Annotated in this window: 15 protein-coding genes; 3 read left to right on the top strand and 12 right to left on the bottom strand. The window is 44.4% G+C overall.

Annotated elements, in window-relative coordinates; genetic code table 11:
* The first annotated feature begins 59 nt into the window (after positions 1-59).
* The gene (locus tag ACP7AE_RS08820) at positions 60-359 is read left to right on the top strand and encodes a DUF4298 domain-containing protein (RefSeq protein WP_426242608.1); all 300 of its coding nucleotides are present in this window, start codon (positions 60-62) and stop codon (positions 357-359) included.
* Here the strand turns inward: ACP7AE_RS08820 and ACP7AE_RS08825 are convergent, their stop codons facing one another.
* Together ACP7AE_RS08825 and ACP7AE_RS08830 are read right to left on the bottom strand one after the other, a co-directional pair.
* Entirely contained in the window at positions 360-1295 is a 936-nt protein-coding gene (locus ACP7AE_RS08825) for an STM4504/CBY_0614 family protein (RefSeq protein WP_426242610.1), read from the bottom strand.
* Positions 1296-1342: 47 nt separating this feature from the next.
* Positions 1343-2146 (bottom strand): sulfite exporter TauE/SafE family protein, encoded by an 804-nt coding sequence (locus ACP7AE_RS08830; RefSeq protein WP_426242749.1) that lies wholly within the window; start codon positions 2144-2146, stop codon positions 1343-1345.
* A 195-nt stretch (positions 2147-2341) separates the two neighbouring features.
* Here ACP7AE_RS08830 and ACP7AE_RS08835 point away from each other — a divergent pair, with 195 nt between their 5' ends.
* Both ACP7AE_RS08835 and ACP7AE_RS08840 read left to right on the top strand, forming a co-directional pair.
* Positions 2342-3301, top strand: coding sequence for a biotin--[acetyl-CoA-carboxylase] ligase (locus tag ACP7AE_RS08835; protein WP_426242612.1), 960 nt, complete (start codon positions 2342-2344; stop codon positions 3299-3301).
* A gap of 37 nt (positions 3302-3338) precedes the next feature.
* Complete coding sequence (locus ACP7AE_RS08840; protein WP_045453617.1) at positions 3339-4067, top strand: pantothenate kinase; 729 nt, start codon at positions 3339-3341, stop codon at positions 4065-4067.
* Positions 4068-4149: 82 nt separating this feature from the next.
* Here ACP7AE_RS08840 and ACP7AE_RS08845 read toward each other — a convergent pair whose 3' ends face one another.
* The 10 genes from ACP7AE_RS08845 to ACP7AE_RS08890 form a co-directional block, all read right to left on the bottom strand.
* On the bottom strand, positions 4150-4662 hold the full coding sequence (locus ACP7AE_RS08845) for an energy transducer TonB (RefSeq protein ID WP_426242614.1): 513 nt from the start codon (positions 4660-4662) through the stop codon (positions 4150-4152).
* A gap of 123 nt (positions 4663-4785) precedes the next feature.
* Positions 4786-5973 carry an isovaleryl-CoA dehydrogenase gene (locus ACP7AE_RS08850; protein ID WP_201539805.1) on the bottom strand — a complete coding sequence of 396 codons (1188 nt, stop codon included), beginning with the start codon at positions 5971-5973 and terminating at the stop codon, positions 4786-4788.
* A 204-nt stretch (positions 5974-6177) separates the two neighbouring features.
* A complete protein-coding gene (locus ACP7AE_RS08855) occupies positions 6178-7128 on the bottom strand; it encodes a hydroxymethylglutaryl-CoA lyase (protein WP_426242616.1) in 951 nt (316 codons plus the stop codon).
* Between the two features lie 46 nt (positions 7129-7174).
* Positions 7175-9292: an acetyl/propionyl/methylcrotonyl-CoA carboxylase subunit alpha gene (locus ACP7AE_RS08860; protein ID WP_426242618.1), complete on the bottom strand. Its 2118-nt coding sequence runs from the start codon at positions 9290-9292 to the stop codon at positions 7175-7177.
* A 69-nt stretch (positions 9293-9361) separates the two neighbouring features.
* Positions 9362-10171: an enoyl-CoA hydratase/isomerase family protein gene (locus ACP7AE_RS08865; RefSeq protein ID WP_426242620.1), complete on the bottom strand. Its 810-nt coding sequence runs from the start codon at positions 10169-10171 to the stop codon at positions 9362-9364.
* A 49-nt stretch (positions 10172-10220) separates the two neighbouring features.
* Positions 10221-11831 carry a carboxyl transferase domain-containing protein gene (locus tag ACP7AE_RS08870; RefSeq protein WP_426242622.1) on the bottom strand — a complete coding sequence of 537 codons (1611 nt, stop codon included), beginning with the start codon at positions 11829-11831 and terminating at the stop codon, positions 10221-10223.
* A gap of 135 nt (positions 11832-11966) precedes the next feature.
* The gene (locus ACP7AE_RS08875) at positions 11967-13742 is read right to left on the bottom strand and encodes an AMP-binding protein (protein WP_426242624.1); all 1776 of its coding nucleotides are present in this window, start codon (positions 13740-13742) and stop codon (positions 11967-11969) included.
* 277 nt (positions 13743-14019) lie between these two features.
* The gene (locus ACP7AE_RS08880; RefSeq protein ID WP_201539811.1) at positions 14020-15807 is read right to left on the bottom strand and encodes an AMP-binding protein; all 1788 of its coding nucleotides are present in this window, start codon (positions 15805-15807) and stop codon (positions 14020-14022) included.
* Between the two features lie 379 nt (positions 15808-16186).
* Positions 16187-17407, bottom strand: coding sequence for an FAD-dependent oxidoreductase (locus ACP7AE_RS08885; protein WP_426242626.1), 1221 nt, complete (start codon positions 17405-17407; stop codon positions 16187-16189).
* A 211-nt stretch (positions 17408-17618) separates the two neighbouring features.
* On the bottom strand, positions 17619-18350 hold the full coding sequence (locus tag ACP7AE_RS08890; RefSeq protein ID WP_045443837.1) for an amino acid ABC transporter ATP-binding protein: 732 nt from the start codon (positions 18348-18350) through the stop codon (positions 17619-17621).
* Between the last annotated feature and the right edge of the window lie 175 nt (positions 18351-18525).

Below are 18525 nucleotides of genomic sequence, written 5' to 3' on the forward strand. Positions count from 1 at the left end.
TATAATATGGCTTAAAATAATAATCATTCGTCTAACTATCAAAAAATAAGAGTATAAAAATGCCTAACTATAATCCGCAAGAACTACAGCAAAAATATGAAGAATGGTGCAAACTACATCGCCAGCAACTCGAAGCGCAGCAGCAGTTTTTGCAAGCTGAAGCCTTGCAAAATGAGTTGAAAAATTACTACCTAGACCCTCAATGGATGACAGATCGTGAAGCGGATCTGCCAATTGAACATTCAGGTGATGAATACTCTATCTTTAGTGAAGATGCGCTGTGGAATATGCTCAGCGGCCATGATGAGCTAGCGAGAAAATGGATGCGTTTGGGGCTAGATGCGATTGATAAAAAATAATCATCTCAAGCTTTCATCTGCTTTGATTAAAAATACAATGGTAGAGGCTGTCATATGAAGGATATAGCTAACTAAATATTCAGGTATTTCTCTAACTTCATTGGCTGCACCATGACCTGCCAATTTATTACGAGCAGTAGGAACACCTGAAGTTAAAGTATTTTTTAAGGACTTAAAGTACTGTTGCCAAAACTCGGGAACTAACCCTGACTGCATGAGTCGACCTGTGAGCTCGTCAGCGGTTGCATTAGGACTGTACTCCCATTTATTTTTATCTAGAATAATTTTTAATGTGCTTTCGTACGCTTTAAGACAGTCGATTAAAGCTTCGCTATACCTTTCATGACGATAGTGTTCATGTGCTTTTAGAAATTCTTGTTGTGCACCTTTATATGTTGGATCACTAAGTAAGTGTAAAGCAGGCTTAACAGCCTCAGCATGGATAAACTCGGAATCCATTCTAATGATTTGTCCGTTCTCATATTGGTAACCTATGCCATGTTCACGAAAACGCTGATTCAATTCATCCATTACCTCTACTAATTTGAATTTATTTCGAGAGCTTCTATGGAATAAGATTATTGCTTGCATCATAACTTCAACAACATCTAAAGACTTTTCTGTTTCAGTCTCATTAAGAAAATAGTTAGATATTTTTTCAAAATAAGTAGAGTCACTTTGTTCGTTTAAAGTTAATTTAAAAACCCCTAATTCTTTTGTTAATATTTTATATACTTGTTCTAAAACAATACGACTATTTTTTTGGATTGAATCCAAATAAGTATTATATATACTCGGGTCTCTTCCTACCGTTTCATCCCACATGTGCACGATTTGAACTTTTAATTTATCCGGCAATTCATCGTATTGATAAACATCAGGATATTCGCCCCGTAGCCTTTTCTGTCTTTTATGAAATAACTCAACAATAGCCATTTTAAACCCTCAATTTATTGATTAATAACTACTTTACTGAACCAAAACTAAATCACCCCAAGCCCACTTAACAACAGCTGCCCGCCTGCGACCAATAACAACACCCCAAAGGCACGCTTAAGCGTTAGCGCAGGCAATTGGTGCGCAAGCTTCGCACCGACTTTTGCCATCGCAAAGCTAGCGACGGAGATACATAAAAATCCCGTGATATGCACAAAGCCTATCGTACCCTCAGGCAGATTGACCACGTCTTGCCCGAACCATGCAAACCCTGCCGCACCAGCCAATGCAATCGGCAATCCACAAGCGGCAGACGTGCCGACCGACTGCTTCATCGGTAACCCGGCCCAATTTAAAAATGGTACGGTTAAGCTGCCACCGCCAATACCAAAAATAGACGACGCCATGCCAATCCCTGTACCCGCGCCGAACTGTACGCCAGTTGACGGTAGCGGTTTACCCAGCTGCTCTTTATTGGACAAAAACAGCATTTTTAAAGCAACCAATAACGCGCCGACACCGATGATGGCTTGCAATACTTTACCGTCAATCATATCGGCAATACCAGCACCGACCAAACTACCGATGACCAAGCCGAGTGCCATTTTGCGCCACACTTCCCAACGCACGCCGCCACGCTTATTGTGCGCAGTCATTGAGCTGATCGAGGTCACAACGATGGTCGCCAGTGACGTACCAATCGCCAAATGGGTCACCACTTCTGGTGAAAAATCATAAGCGGTAAAAATCCATACCAATGCTGGTACGATAATCATGCCGCCGCCAACGCCAAATAGACCGGCACTGACACCCGCAAACGCGCCTGCAATCACAAACCACACATATAACATCATCGAATCAGCCTTTTATCACACTTATTTTTATAAAAATTCTTTAGTTTTATAATCACTTGCCTATCGCATTTGCTAAATCATAATCCGACCTTTATGCTGTTTATTTGATACTGTTTAATCGTGACAATCTCATGACAATCGCCCAGTATAACAAAGATTATCCACGCTATATTAACCACATCGACGAAACTTATGCCGCCATTTTCCAATTTTTCTGACGACTCATTAGAGCTTCATCATTTACCGCAGCTGAACCATCGCCACCTTGTCAGCAGTGCCTCTACCAATAGCGAGCTGATAGCAGATGTACAACATGGCACGTTAAATGCTGCGGAGATGCATTTACTGACCGCTGAAACCCAAAGTGCAGGTCGTGGGCAGCACGGGCGCTCGTGGCAATCACCACGCGGCAATGTCTATCTGTCGTTATATCATCCTGTCCATCTGCCGATTAGCGGTTTATTGTCGTTAATTATTGGCGTTGAACTGGCAAAAATGCCCGTTATTCAAATATTAAATGAGCAATTGCGCGCGCAAGGATTGACGCCCATCGGCGTGAAGTGGGCAAATGATTTGGGCTTTTATCAACTGCCATCTGACTCAATGTCAAATGAGCCTAAACTGGCAGCACAGACCCTACCTTTTAATAAACTTGCGGGTATTTTAATAGAACCTGTTACCCAAACGGGCAAATTGGTCGGCGTGGTGATGGGCGTAGGACTTAATGTACAGGCAACGCCCAATCTCACTGCAAAGACCTGCGAAGGCATGAGTTATCAAGCGATTAGCCTACAGGATATTTATGAGAAGCTAAAACCAGAGACAGATATTGTGAGCCTACCAAGCCTAAAAATACTTTACCAACAAATGAGTAAAGCCCTGCTAGCCGCGATGACACGCTTTGAGCACCTAGGATTAGAGAAGCCCACTGGTCAAAGCTATAATTTGGACAGCTTTTTAAAACAGTTTGAATCGATGGATGCACTGGCAGGATTACGCTTGCACGTTACTCAAGAGCATAACGGTAAAACAGATAGCATCACAGGTTATGCTTGTGGTCTTGATACACATGGATGTTTGCAATTGCGTCAAGATAGCGGTAAGATTTCTGCGCTTTTTACCGGACGCATCGACGTTATTGATAAGGCTTAAATCAAAGACCCAATGGGCACGATATAAAGGGATTTTTATGCTCTGGTTAGATCTTGGCAACACCCGCCTAAAATACTGGCTCACCGATGATATCGGACAAATAGTCGCGCATGATGCCAAGCAACATTTGCAAGCGCCTGCCGAACTACTGATGGGTTTGACCGATCGCTTCGAGCGTTATGCGCCTGATTTCATTGGTATCTCATCGGTGCTGGGCGATGATTTGAATGTTAAAGTGTCAGAGACGTTAGGTCGTCTGAATATCCCGTTTGAGTTTGTCCATGTCGATGCCGCGCATGCTTTGATGAAGAGTGCTTATAATGACGAACAGCTCGGCTGTGATCGTTGGTTACAGATGCTGGGCGCCGTGGATAAGAAAAAACGTCAATGCGTGATTGGCTGTGGCACAGCAGTGACCATTGACTTGATTGATCATGCTGAGCATTTGGGCGGTTATATTTTCCCCAGTATTTATCTGCAACGTGAATCACTATTTTCAGGCACTAAGCAAATTACCATATCCAATGGCACCTTTGATAGTGTTGGTCAAGGCATGACCACACAAGATGCGGTACATCGCGGTATCTTGCTCTCTATTGTTGGTGCCATTAATGAGATTAGCCATCGTCATCCCAACTTTGAAGTTATCATGACGGGTGGTGATGCTGCCATTATCTCGCAGCATGTTAACCGTCCAGTACGCCTGCGTGATGATTTACTATTAAATGGCTTGGCACGATATTTTGATCATACCAAACAGTCGTAATCATTTTATGAACCTTATAAAATGATTAATAAAAAAGCAGTACGTTTTAGTCGTCCTGCTTTTTTTGACTTAAATACGATGGTTATGGTGCTGTAAATACAATTGGTACATTAACATCTCCCATTACTGCCTTTCCTTCTCTCAAAAAAGGCTTCAATCGAGCTTTGGAAAGTTCTCTAGCAACCTTTTTGTCTATCACTTCTTTACCACTACTCTTAATAACTTTGACATTTTGGATACTACCTTGCTTATCAACGCGCAATGAAAAAACCATTTCTAAATCTGTTCTCTCGCAAGGTCTGATAACATTCCCGTCTTGATCATAAGAACAATTGATTAAGTATCTATCCATAGAACGAACAAGTCGATCAAACTTTGGCGGTGTTAGCCAGCTAGCGTCTTGGGTAGAGAGTTGAATAATGGGTTCAGGACTAGATAAATCAACCAGCTCTGCTTGTGCAGGCGTGACATTCGCTGTCATCGTAAATAATGCAAAAAAGGTAACTAACAGTCCATAGATACTGATAGGTTTTATATTGGTAAAAAAGGTAGAAACTGTATTAAAGGCTAGCTTGATATGTAATTTACGAATCATGATAAAAGTCTTTTATTTCAGTCATTAAAAAGTGCCACGCTATGAGACATATAACGTAGCACATTTTTAAAACTTAAGACAAAACTATTCGATAAAAGTTAACTTTTAAATCATTATTATGCTTTATTTAGTCTCGTTAAACAGCTCACGACCGACTAGCATACGGCGGATTTCACTGGTACCTGCGCCAATCTCATACAACTTGGCATCACGCCAGTAGCGACCGAGTGGATACTCATTGGTGTAGCCATTACCACCAAAGATTTGAATGCCCTCGCCTGCCATCCAAGTGGCTTTTTCAGCACACCATAAAATCACACTGGCACAGTCTTTACGTACTTCTCGACTATGACCAGCACCGCGCGCGTCCAACATATCGAGGTTCTTGCCGACGGTGTATAAGAAGCTACGACCTGCTTGCAATATCGTATACATGTCTGCAACTTTGCCTTGGATAAGCTGAAACTCACCGATGGCTTGCCCAAACTGCTTACGATCATGGATATAAGGCACGACATTGTCCATCACCGCTTGCATGATGCCGATAGGGCCTGCAGCCAATACGGCACGCTCATAATCTAGGCCACTCATCAATACCTTAACGCCTTCATTGAGACCGCCCAAGATATTTTCGCTCGGTACGGTTACATTGTTAAAGGTCATCTCGCCCGTATGGCTACCGCGCATGCCAAGCTTGTCTAGCTTCTGTGCTGTGCCAAAACCTTCCATGCCTTTTTCAACGATAAAAGCCGTCATGCCTTTAGCGCCAAGCTCTGGCTTAGTCTTAGCATAAACCACCATCACGTCAGCATCAGGGCCATTGGTGATCCACATTTTGCTACCGTTTAACACATAGCTGCCGTCTTTCTCTTCGGCTCTGAGCTTCATGCTAACGACGTCTGAGCCAGCACCAGTCTCACTCATTGCCAGTGCACCGATGAACTCACCGCTAACCAGCTTTGGCAAATACTTTTGTTTTTGTGCCTCAGAGCCATTGCGTTTTATTTGGTTTATACATAGATTTGAGTGCGCACCATAGCTCAGTGCTACAGAAGCAGACGCACGGCTAATCTCTTCCATCGCGACCATATGTGCGACGTAGCCCATGTTAGAGCCGCCGTACTCTTCAGGAACGGTGATGCCATGTAGACCGATGTCACCCATCTTTTGCCACAGATCCATGGGGAACTCGTCGCTGCTATCAATCTCGGCAGCACGTGGAGCAATTTCATTGGTGGCAAACTGCTGTACCATATCGCGTAGGGCATCAATATCTTCGCCAAGCTGAAAATTCAATCCAGGTAAACTCATAACTATTCCTTGTGTTTTGATATTTTTAAATTTCGAATTTTAATCTGCTTTTTAAAACCACTGTAACTGTATTTATAATGTCATTTTTGGAGTCATAGTCAATTCAATGTGAAAGTCTGACAAGACAACCGAGTGTAGATGTATATGTAATACTTCAAGCGAGGTTAACGCAGTAACACTTTTATAGTGGATTGACTATATTGGTTAAGACTGACGTTTATTAATCAGCGCCCGTGCCACATTTGAGCCATTTGGACGCTTTAAAAACGCACTGATACGCTCGCCTGCCACGACCAATTTATCTAAGTCGATACCTGTACTGATACCCATACCATGCAGCATATACACCACATCTTCGGTCGCGACATTACCCGTTGCGCCTTTAGCATAAGGACAGCCGCCCAGTCCAGCCACTGAGGTATCAAATTCGCTAACACCCATTTGTAGTGCGGCTAGCGTATTGCTCAATGCTTGACCATAAGTATCATGAAAATGACCCGATAGCATAGAGATATCGGCATATTCTAATGCGGCTTGTAACGCACGCTGCACTTTGAGCGGTGTACCAACACCAATGGTATCAGCAATACCAATTTGCTCTGAACCAATCTCAACCAAGCGCTTGGTCACATACGCTACTTGTCTTGGGTCAATCTCGCCTTCATAAGGACAGCCAACCGTACAAGAGATCACGCCGCGTACTTTGATACCTTGCGCCTTTGCAGCCGCTGCCACTGGTGCAAAACGCTCGATACTCTCATCGATACTACAGTTGATATTCTTTTGACTAAAGGTCTCACTTGCTGAACCAAAAATAACGATTTCATCAGGGCGGTGCAAAATGGCATTTTCAAAGCCGCGCATATTGGGTACTAGCACTGAATAGCAAATGTCTGTCTGCCGTGTCGGCGCTAGCGCGTCAAGTAGCGCGCTATTATCGCCCATCTGTGGCACCCACTTTGGTGAGACAAAGCTTGTTGCTTCTAGCTTTTTGACACCGGCTGCAATCAAATCGTTGATAAGCGTTTGCTTAACCTCAGTCGGTACCGTCATTGATTCGTTTTGTAGTCCATCACGAGGACTGACATCAACGATTCTGACATGGCTTGGATATGAATGGCTTGGATATGAATGGTTTAGATACGAATGGCTCATGCTCGTCGTCCTTTTTATTATTCACCTTTTTATGAGGCTCTGTCAGCTATTGGCTTTCAGTATCAATGCGCAATAGCTCATCACCATCAGCGACCAAATCACCGGCTGCAAACAGCAATTCTGCCACCACCCCATCCGTCGGCGCAGTAATGGTATGCTCAATTTTCATGGCTTCGATGACAGCTAATGGCTCGCCTTTTTTCACAGTATCGCCAACAGCTACTTTGAATGCAACCACTTGTCCTGGCATTGGTGACTTCAAGCTACCAACCGCTGCTGTCTCCTCACCCACATGTGCCATGATATCAATAAGCATAATCTCATCACGTCCACTATCGGTGAACACATAGACCGTCTCGTTATTCACCCAGCTTTGTGCACTGATACGTGCACCCTCTAACCATAGCGTATGATTGTGTTCGTCACTGCTGGCATAGCTCACTTGACCTTCATAAACCATTTCTGTCTCAGCAGCGACATTGATATTGCTATTATCCTGCGTATTCGCGACTTCTTTTTCAATAACGAGTGTAAAGCTACTGAGGTTATCGCTACCCTTTTTACTGTCTGAACAATTTGCATTGTGCCAGTTGCTCATGCGGGCAGTATAAGCACTCTCACCATAAACTAAACTAAATGATCTGGTGTAATCGCTATAAGCACGGAAGCCGGTAGGTTTACTAAATGGGTCGATATCTGACTCTTGCGTCGCCATCTCGCTCGCAAGCTGACGAGTAATGGCGGTCACAACAAGCGTGGATAATGCCAAAGGCTGCTGGTTAAAAATCGCATCACGCTCATGTTCAATCAATGCCGTATCGAGATTGGCTTTGCTAAAAGACTCTGTATTTAAGATGTAGCGTAAAAATGCCGCGTTATTCGGCAAACCCACGATGCGCGTTTGCGCAAGTGCTCGATCGAGCTTGGCTAATGCTTGCTCTCGCGTTGGCGCATGAACGATGAGCTTGGCAATCATAGAGTCATAGAACGGGCTAATCACATCGCCTTCGCGCACGCCATCATCGATACGCACACCAGTACCGTCTTTATCAATCATAAAAGCGCTGTGTTCAGGTTTTTGATACGTAAACAACGTACCGGTCGCGGGCAAGAAGCTATTGTCAGGGTTTTCAGCACAGATACGCGCCTCAATAGCATGACCGTTGATAGTCAGATCGGCTTGGGTTTTTGGCAATGGTTGACCTGCCGCAACTAAAAGCTGCCATTCGACCAAATCGACACCGGTAATCGCTTCACTGACTGGATGCTCAACCTGCAACCGAGTATTCATTTCCATGAAATAAAAATTCATAGAATTTTCGCGCTGCTCAACGATGAACTCAACCGTGCCTGCGCCGACATAATCGACTGCACGAGCTGCTTCGATGGCAGCTGTTCCCATCGCCTCACGCATCGCAATGTCAACACCTGGTGCAGGCGCTTCTTCTAATACTTTTTGGTGGCGGCGCTGTACGGAACAATCACGCTCAAATAAATGCACATAGTTGCCATGCGTATCGCCAAATACTTGGATTTCGATATGGCGCGGTTTTAAGGCGTATTTTTCAACCAACACTTTATCATCACCGAAGCTGGTAATGGCTTCACGGCGACATGAGTCTAATAAATCCACAAAGTCGCGGCTTTGCTCGACGATACGCATGCCTTTACCGCCACCACCTGCACTCGCTTTAATCAAGACAGGATAGCCAATGGCGTCTGCCTGCTGCTGCAAAAATTCTGCGTCTTGATTGTCACCATGATAGCCCGGTATCAGTGGCACGCCAGCTGTTTCCATTAACCGCTTGGATTCAGATTTGCCACCCATGGCGCGGATAGCGTCAGCCGATGGGCCAATAAACACCAAGCCAGCATCCTGACAAGCTTGCGCAAAGTCAGCGTTTTCGCTCAAAAAACCATAACCCGGATGAATCGCTTGTGCGCCAGTCTCAAGCGCTATCGCAATGATCGCATCACCTTTTAGGTAGCTGTCTTTCGGTGCCGAACCACCCAAATAGATTGCTTCATCACAGACAGCCACATGTTTGGCTTCACGATCCGCATCAGAGTAAACAGCGACGGTGCTGACACCCAGACGCTTGGCGGTCGCGGCTACTCGGCAAGCAATTTCACCACGGTTGGCAATTAGAATTTTAGAAAACATAACTATCCCTGTGTGTTATCGTTTTTATTTGAGGTCTTGTCTATTTACTCATTTATCTTTCGTGCATTATCAATCTGCCGTCAACCAATTGGGCTTACGTTTTTGCAAAAAGGCTTGTACCCCTTCTTTGCCTTGCTTTGATGAGCGGATATCAGCGATACCTTTGACCGTGTCGGCAATCAGTTCATCTGTAATAGGCGCACCAGCGACTTCGTGTAATAGTTGCTTGCAGGTTTTGACTGCATCAGGGCTATTTTTGACGATTTTGCTACAAAATATAGCGACCTCATCAGCCAGCCACTCTTCGCTAACCCGCTCATGGATAAAGCCAAGCTGCCGTGCCTTTTTGGCATCAAATACTTCAGCACTTAAGAAGTAGCGCTGCGAGGCTCTAGCACCCAGTGCTCTGATGACATAAGGGCTAATCGTTGCAGGGGCTAAGCCCAAACGGACTTCGCTGAGGCAAAAGTTAGCAATTTTGACAGCGATGGCCACATCACAGACAGCCACTAAGCCCATGCCTCCGGCATAAACATCACCTTGAATAGCAGCAACTGTTGGCTTAGGACATTCATAAATAGTTTTGAGCATTTGCGCCAATTTATCGGCGTCTGCTAGATTCTCTTCATAGCTATAATCTGCCATGGCACGCATCCAATTTAAATCAGCACCCGCACAGAATGCCTTGCCAGCAGCGGCTAGCACAATGACACGTACCTCATCATCAGCGCCAAGCGTATTGAATGCATCGGTTAACTCGGCAATCATTTCATCGTTAAAAGCATTACGTATCTCAGGACGGTTTAACGTCACTGTAGCAACGTGCTGTTCGACTTTAACCAGTAAGCTTTTATAATTTTTATCACTGTCTTTTTGCATAACTTTCTCTATATTTTATATCTCATTATTTAGGCAAACTTTAGAATGCTTACATTCTAAAAACACCAAAAGTCGTTTTTTCAATCGGCGCGTTATAGGCGGCGCTCAACCCTAATGCCAATACATGACGCGTATCAGCAGGATCAATCACCCCATCGTCCCATAGACGTGCAGTGGCATAATATGGGTGACCTTGCTTTTCATACATATCGAGAATCGGCGCTTTAAATGCGGCTTCATCATCATCACTCCATGCCTCGCCTTTACGGTCAAAATTGTCACGCTTGACCGTTGCCAATACTGATGCTGCTTGCTCGCCGCCCATCACCGAGATACGTGCATTTGGCCACATCCATAAAAAGCGCGGACTATAAGCGCGACCACACATGCCGTAGTTACCAGCACCAAATGAGCCACCGACGATGACCGTGAACTTTGGCACTTTTGCATTGGCGACTGCCATGACCATTTTTGCACCATGACGCGCAATGCCTTCGTTTTCATATTTGCGACCAACCATAAAGCCAGTGATATTTTGCAGGAATATCAATGGGATTTTGCGTTTACAGCACAGCTCAATAAAGTGCGTGCCTTTTTGCGCTGATTCACTAAATAAGATGCCATTATTGGCAATAATACCAACGGGCATACCTTCAATATGAGCAAAACCACATACCAGCGTCGTACCAAAGCGTGCTTTAAATTCATCAAAGGCACTGTCATCGACGATACGAGCAATAATCTCTCTGATATCAAATGGCTTGCGCTTATCCGTTGGAATGACGCCGTATAGCTCTTTGGCATCATAGCGTGGTGGACGCGGTTTGATTTGATTGGGCACTTGCTTAACAGGACGATTTAGATGGCTAACGATGTTGCGTGCAATGGACAACGCATGGGTATCGCTTTGTGCTAAGTGATCGACCACCCCAGACAGACGGGTATGCACATCGCCGCCGCCCAAGTCTTCGGCCGTAACCTCTTCACCAGTCGCCGCTTTGACCAGTGGCGGACCACCCAAAAAGATAGTACTTTGGTCTTTCACGATAATAGACTCATCACTCATCGCTGGCACATAAGCCCCGCCAGCCGTACAGCTACCCATAACCACGGCAATCTGTGGAATACCTGCCGCACTCATATTGGCTTGATTGAAAAAGATGCGACCAAAGTGCTCTTTATCAGGGAACACGTCATCTTGATTGGGTAAGTTAGCCCCGCCTGAATCCACCAAATAAACACAAGGCAAATTGTTTTCTTGCGCGATTTCTTGCGCACGCAGATGTTTTTTGACCGTCATTGGGTAATAAGTACCGCCCTTTACCGTGGCATCATTACAAACAATCATACACTCAATACCATTGATACGACCGATACCCGCAATCACGCCAGCAGCAGGAATCTCTTCGCCATACATATCGTGTGCAGCCATCGGTGCCACTTCTAAAAATGGCGTACCTACATCGAGCAAACGCTCAACACGCTCACGAGGCAAGAGTTTACCACGGGCTAAATGCTTGGCACGTGCACGCTCTGAACCGCCTTGCACGACTTTACGCAAGTGACCATATAAGTCATCGACCACCGCTTGCATGGCGGCACTGTTCTGCTGGAATTCAGCGGCGTTTGGACTCAGTTTACTGGTTATGATAGCGCTCATGACATCCCTTTTTCTTTAATTCGTAGATACGTAAATGCGAGTGGCTTTTTTCTTTTAGTCTTGACTCATAATAATAATTTTCAATATAGCAGATCTGAAATAGTCTTTAGTATTACAGATTAAGTCATCATCTGACTACAAACCTAGCTCTTCTTTCATTTGTTCAATAATTTTATATTTCTGAATTTTTCCAGTGATAGTCATTGGATATTCAGTCACGAAACGATAATAAGTCGGTACTTTATAATGGGCAATATGCTCGCTACAGAACTGGCGAACTTCTTCTTCCGTCAAGCTGTCTGGTTCTTTAGGAATGATCCACGCCGCTAACACTTCGCCATATTTTTTATCAGGAATACCGACGATTTGCACATCCCGAATCTTCGGATGACGATAGAGATAGTTTTCGATTTCGACCGGATAGATATTCTCTCCGCCACGAATCACCATGTCTTTACTACGGCCAACGATTTTGACATAACCATCTTCATCCATCGTAGCCAAATCACCCGTATGCATCCAACCATCTTGGATGGCTGCGCGGGTTTTGAAGCGACTGCCCCAATAGCCTTTCATTACTGAATAACCGCGTGTCAATAACTCACCGGTCTCGCCCAATGCGACAATCTCACCCGTTTCAGTATTGACGACTTTGACTTCAAGTGCAGGCTGCACTAAGCCAACGGTTGATACTTGCTTATCAAGTGGCGTATGTTCATTGGTCTGACAAGATACGGGACTGGTCTCTGTCATGCCGTAAGCGATCGTCACTTCACTCATGTGCATCTTATCAATGACGCGGCGCATGACTTCAATCGGGCAACTAGAGCCTGCCATGATGCCAGTACGCAAAGTCGATAAATCAAAGTTTTTGAACTCTGGATGGTCAAGCTCAGCGATAAACATCGTTGGTACACCGTGCAGACCCGTACACTTTTCTTCTTCCACCGCTTGTAATACCGTCAATGGCTCAAAACCATCGTTCGGATAAACGATACAGCCACCATGCGTGAGAATCGCTAAATTACCAAGTACCATACCAAAGCAATGGTAGAGTGGCACCGGAATACACAGTTTATCCTCTTCTGTGAGATTCATAGCCTCACCGATGAAGTAACCGTTGTTAAGAATATTACGATGGCTTAATGTTGCACCTTTTGGCGTACCAGTCGTGCCACTGGTGAACTGTACATTAATGGCATCCGTATTTTTGAGCTGGGCTTGACGCTCGGCAACACGAGGATCGTTGGCATCGCCTTCCGCCATCCATGCAGAGAACTTCTGCATAAAGCCAAAGGTTTCCTCAGATGCTGGCTCATCAATCCAAATGATACGTTCAATCGTCGGAATTTCGACCAAATCAAGCTGGGTATAGTCTTTGTGATAAATCTCAGGACACAGTTCACTGATGAGACTGGCGTAATCGCTGGTTTTAAAATGACGCATGAGCACAAGCGCCGAGCAGCCCAATTTATTCAAGGCATATTGCAGCTCAAAGGTACGATAGGCAGGATTGATATTGACAAGGATAATACCGACTTTTGCCGTTGCTAACTGCATGAGCAGCCATTCAGCATTGTTGTGTGACCAGATACCGATGCGATCGCCGATTTCCAGCCCCATCTCAATCATACTACTGGCCAGCTGATTGACTTGCTGTTGCAGCTCGCGGTAAGTCCAACGGATATTTTGATGGCGAGAAACCAAAGCTTCGCGCTCTGGATATTTGGATACAATAGCATCAAAAAAGTCACCGATAGTCGCTTCAATGAGCGGCACATCCGGACCTTTATCATAGCTTTGGGTAAGCGGTGCATTTGCTGAGCGTGCGCCCATATTAATACTAGGAATGCTATTTAGAATAGTATCAAAATCAATTTTAGTCGCATCAAAATCAGAAGTTTGCGTCATAACGAGTCCTTTCGTTTTACTTTTTATGGTGCTTATTAGTCGCCTATCACCGATTCATTCTTCCTTGAACAGGTCTTAACTAGCGTTAGCTACTATACCGTCTTAAATCGAAGGCTGTCAATAATAGTAATACAATATGTATCATTTAAAATGATGTTATAAGATAAATTCATCAGTCATGATTAAGTGACGAATTTCTTGAATGACTTAAATCAAAAAAGCCAGCCTTATCACATATAGAAAAAAGCTGGCTTTTCCAGTGATTAATAGTCTCAAATCACTTCAGACCCAATTCTTTTATCATTTGCTCAACGATTTTGAATTTCTGAATTTTACCAGTGATGGTCATTGGATATTCATCAACGAAACGAAAGTAGGTCGGCACTTTATAATGAGCAATATGGTCACAACAAAACAGCCTTATCTCTTCTTCGCTTAAGCTATTTGGCTCTTTTGTAATAATCCACGCCGCGAGTACCTCACCATACTTTTTATCAGGAACACCAACAATTTGTACATCGCGAATCTTCGGATGACGATAGAGATAGTTTTCGACTTCTACTGGATAGATATTTTCGCCGCCGCGAATGACCATGTCCTTGCTACGTCCAACCACAGTGATGTAGCCATCTTCGTCCATTACCGCCAAATCACCCGTATGCATCCAGCCATCAGTAATCGCCGCGCGTGTTTTAAAGCGGCTGCCCCAATAGCCTTTCATCACCGCATAGCCATAAGTGAGTAATTCGCCCGTCTCTCCAATCGGGACGACATCACCCGTTTCAGTGTCGACGATTTTGACCTCAATCGCAGGCAGCACCATCCCTACGGTAGAGACTCTTTTTTCAAGGGGTGTTTGCGAGCTGGTTTGACAAGAAGCTGGACTGGTCTCGGTCATGCCATAAGCAATCGTCACCTCGCTCATGTGCATTTTATCCATGACGCGGCGCATAACCTCAATCGGACAGCTAGAGCCGCCCATGATACCAGTGCGTAAGCTGGTCAAGTCAAAACTGTCGAAGTCTGGATGATCGAGCTCTGCGATAAACATCGTCGGTACCCCAAGCAGAGCGGTACATTTTTCCTCTTCCACCGTTTGCAATACCGTTAGCGGATCAAAACCATCGTTGGGATACACCGCGCAGCCACCATGGGTCAAAATAGCTAAGTTACCACCCACCATCCCAAAGCAGTGATAAAGTGGTAATGGAATGCATAGCCTATCTTCCTCTGTCAGCCTCATACCTTCGCCAAGGAAGTAGCCATTATTCAGGATATTTCGATGCGTTAAAGTAGCGCCTTTGGGTGTACCCGTTGTCCCACTAGTAAACTGTACACTAATAGCATCGGTATTCTTAAGCTGTGCTTGGCGCGCAGCTAAACGAGGGTCGTTTGCGTTACCCTCTACCATCCAAGCAGAGAATTTTTGCATAAAATTAAAATTCTCATCGCTGTCTGAGTCATCAATCCAAATGATGCGCTCAATCGTTGGAATCTCGACCAAATCAAGCTGTGTATAATCTTTATGATAAATCTCAGGACAAAGCTCACGAATCATTTGTGTATAGTCGCTGCTTTTGAAATGACGCATTAATACCAATGCCGAACAGCCTAGCTTATTCAGCGCATACTGCAGCTCAAAGGTACGATAAGCAGGATTAATATTGACAAGGATAACGCCGACTTTCGCGGTTGCCAATTGCATCAGCAGCCATTCAGCATTATTGTGTGACCAGATACCGATGCGATCACCAATCTCAAGTCCCATTTCAATCATGGTACTCGCTAACTGATTGACTTTCTCTTGTAGTTCGAGGTACGTCCAACGAATATTTTGATGGCGAGAAACCAATGCTTCACGCTCTGGATATTTGAATACGATAGCATCAAAAAAATCACCGATTGTCGCTTCAATCAGCGGCACATCAATGCCTTTATCATGGCTTTGTATGAGTGGCGCATTTGCTGAACGCACGCCTACATTAACTTTAGGGATATTATTGAGAATACTGTTATTAGGCGTACTTTCATTAATAATGCTGTCAAAATCGGTAATCTGAGTCATTACGAGTCCTTTCGTTTTGCTGTTTAATGTTTGTTATCAGAGCGGTAATAGACTACAAAGGTAAATCTCATATTCTTCCTTGAATATTCTCTGTCACCATAGACTATAATTAAATCCAGCCCTAACCAATATAGCCTCTTAAATGAAAGCCTGTCAATAATATTGATACAGTGCGTATCGATTATGATTGATATAAAAAGTTATATAGTCAAAGAAATCTAAACCAGCTACAAGGCAGCCGACCGCAGATTGTACATAATATAGTACCTCTAGGGAGGGTAACACCGTAGCGGTTTACTAGTTCTCTGACTATAGATATAGAAAAGCCAGTGCTGCATAAAGATGACAACACTGGCTATGATTTGTAATACTTTTACAATTATGTTTTAGGCACTACAGGCGATTTAATCGTTACCGTTGCGCTGACTTCATCACTATCATTTAGCAAGTCCATGACCAATTCTTCATCACTTTCTATCTTGACCTGCCAATTACCAGTCGCTTTTGGCACGCCTGTCACCATGACGGAGATTGCTTTGTTTTTTAGACGAATCATGGGTGGCTTATAATCGTAGCCATTATGCTCTAAGTCCAATACATCATCAGCAATGGTAGCAGCCTGCGCGCGTAACGGTGCGACATAGCGACACGGCACGCCATCGATAGACATACAGTCACCAATCGCATAAATATTGGCCTTACTGGTACGCAAGGTCGGCGCATCCACCACGATACCAGTGCGACGGTCAAAATCGACACCAGCTGCGGCAGGTAGTTTGTCATCGACCGTCAGACCGGTACTAGCAATCACATGATCGACCATAAGTGGTTCGATTGCCTCAGCAGTACTGCTTTCTGTCGCTGATGCTAACGCCTCATAACTGACCTGCAGTTTTCCATCACTGATACGAGTAATAGCAGATACCTGATACCCTCCTAAAAAGTTAATCCCTTGCGATTTGACCGCTTGCGCAATACGAGCCGTTGCTTTTGGCGGTAGCATTTGTGATAGCGGCGCATCGTTTAAATCAATGAGTGTCACCTGATGACCTGCTTTTAACAAGTCCTCGGCAATCTCTGTCCCAACCATACCAGCACCGACGATAGCAACGTGCTGACTGCCAGTGGCTAGCTTTTCTTGCAACTGTCCAAAACGCTCAATATGATTGACGTGCCATACCAAATCCTCTGGCAAGCTTTTTGGGAAGATAGGGTGCGCACCCATCGCTAGTACCAGCTTGTCATAGCCGATCGTAGCGTAATTGGTATAAACGGGATCTGAGCGCATCGCAGAGATAAGCTGCAACTGTTGAGTGGTCGTATCAACATCAGTCACTTGCGTGTTGGCAAGTAGCTTAACATTTGCAGCTTCTGCGGCATCAACACCCGTTGCTCTGACCAAATCTGCCGCACTTTTCTTTTGGCTAATCGCCATCGTCAGCATTGGCTTGTGATAACGATCGCCACTGTCGGCAGTAATTAAGGTAATCGGAATGTCTTTATCTTTCGCACGAATGGCATCAATGACATGCCAGCCAGCCAAACCTGCACCGATAATGACAATACCGTTGTTTGATACTTCTGAGTTTTCAGCGCTCATATGAACTCCCATATAGATAAGCAATTATTTTAGTTGTTAGAATATTGACTGCTATTGTATCAGTAAACAGGTATTCACTCACCTTTTCACTTATATAGTGAATCGTATCAAAGTCACTGTTAAATATATCAAGCTATCACGCACAAAAAAGCGCCTATAAGTAGACGCTTGATATAATCATAAAGCTACATGAGAAGAAACATATAAATGGTTAGTGATTCAAAATCTTCGATAAGAACAGTTGCGCGCGATCACTTTTTGCCCCTTCAAAAAACTCATCCTTACTACAGTTCTCAACAATATGACCTTCGTCCATAAAGATAATACGGTTGGCTACTTGACTGGCAAAGCCCATTTCATGCGTCACACACATCATGGTCATGCCATCACGAGTCAGCTCAACCATGACATCAAGTACTTCTTGAATCATCTCAGGGTCAAGCGCAGAGGTCGGCTCATCAAAGAGCATCGCTACAGGATCCATTGCCAGCGCTCGTGCAATCGCAACACGCTGCTGCTGACCACCAGAGAGCTCGGCTGGATACTTCGCGGCCTGTACCGTTAGTCCAACACGATCTAAATATGCCATAGCTTTTTGTTTGGCCTCACTCTCTTTGCGACCCAATACTTTAATTTGAGCCACTGTCAAATTATCAATGATAGTCAAATGCGGAAACAGCTCAAAATGCTGAAAGACCATGCCGACACGGCTGCGTAATTTTGGCAGATTGGTTTTTGCCGCACCAACTGAGATACCATTCACCATGATTCCACCTTCTTGAAAAGGCTCCAGTCCATTGACCGTCTTAATCAAGGTTGATTTACCACTACCTGATGGCCCGCACACGACAACGACATCACCTTTATGTACATGCGCCGTACAATCACTCAATACTTGAAAATCCCCATACCATTTGCTGACATCGGACATTTGAATGACCATCTCATCACTAGCATGACCATTGTTAGTGACCAGTCCGCCAAAGGCATTTAAGTATGTATCAGCTTTGCTCATCACTGGCTCCTAACCACATTGTTTTTAATAATCGTCATTTAAGAAAAGTTGAATCAACTACTCAACCAAAGCCTCAACACTCAAAAAGCGCAAGCCAAGATAA

Source organism: Psychrobacter sp. TWP2-1-2 (assembly GCF_049896785.1).
Taxonomy (GTDB): domain Bacteria; phylum Pseudomonadota; class Gammaproteobacteria; order Pseudomonadales; family Moraxellaceae; genus Psychrobacter.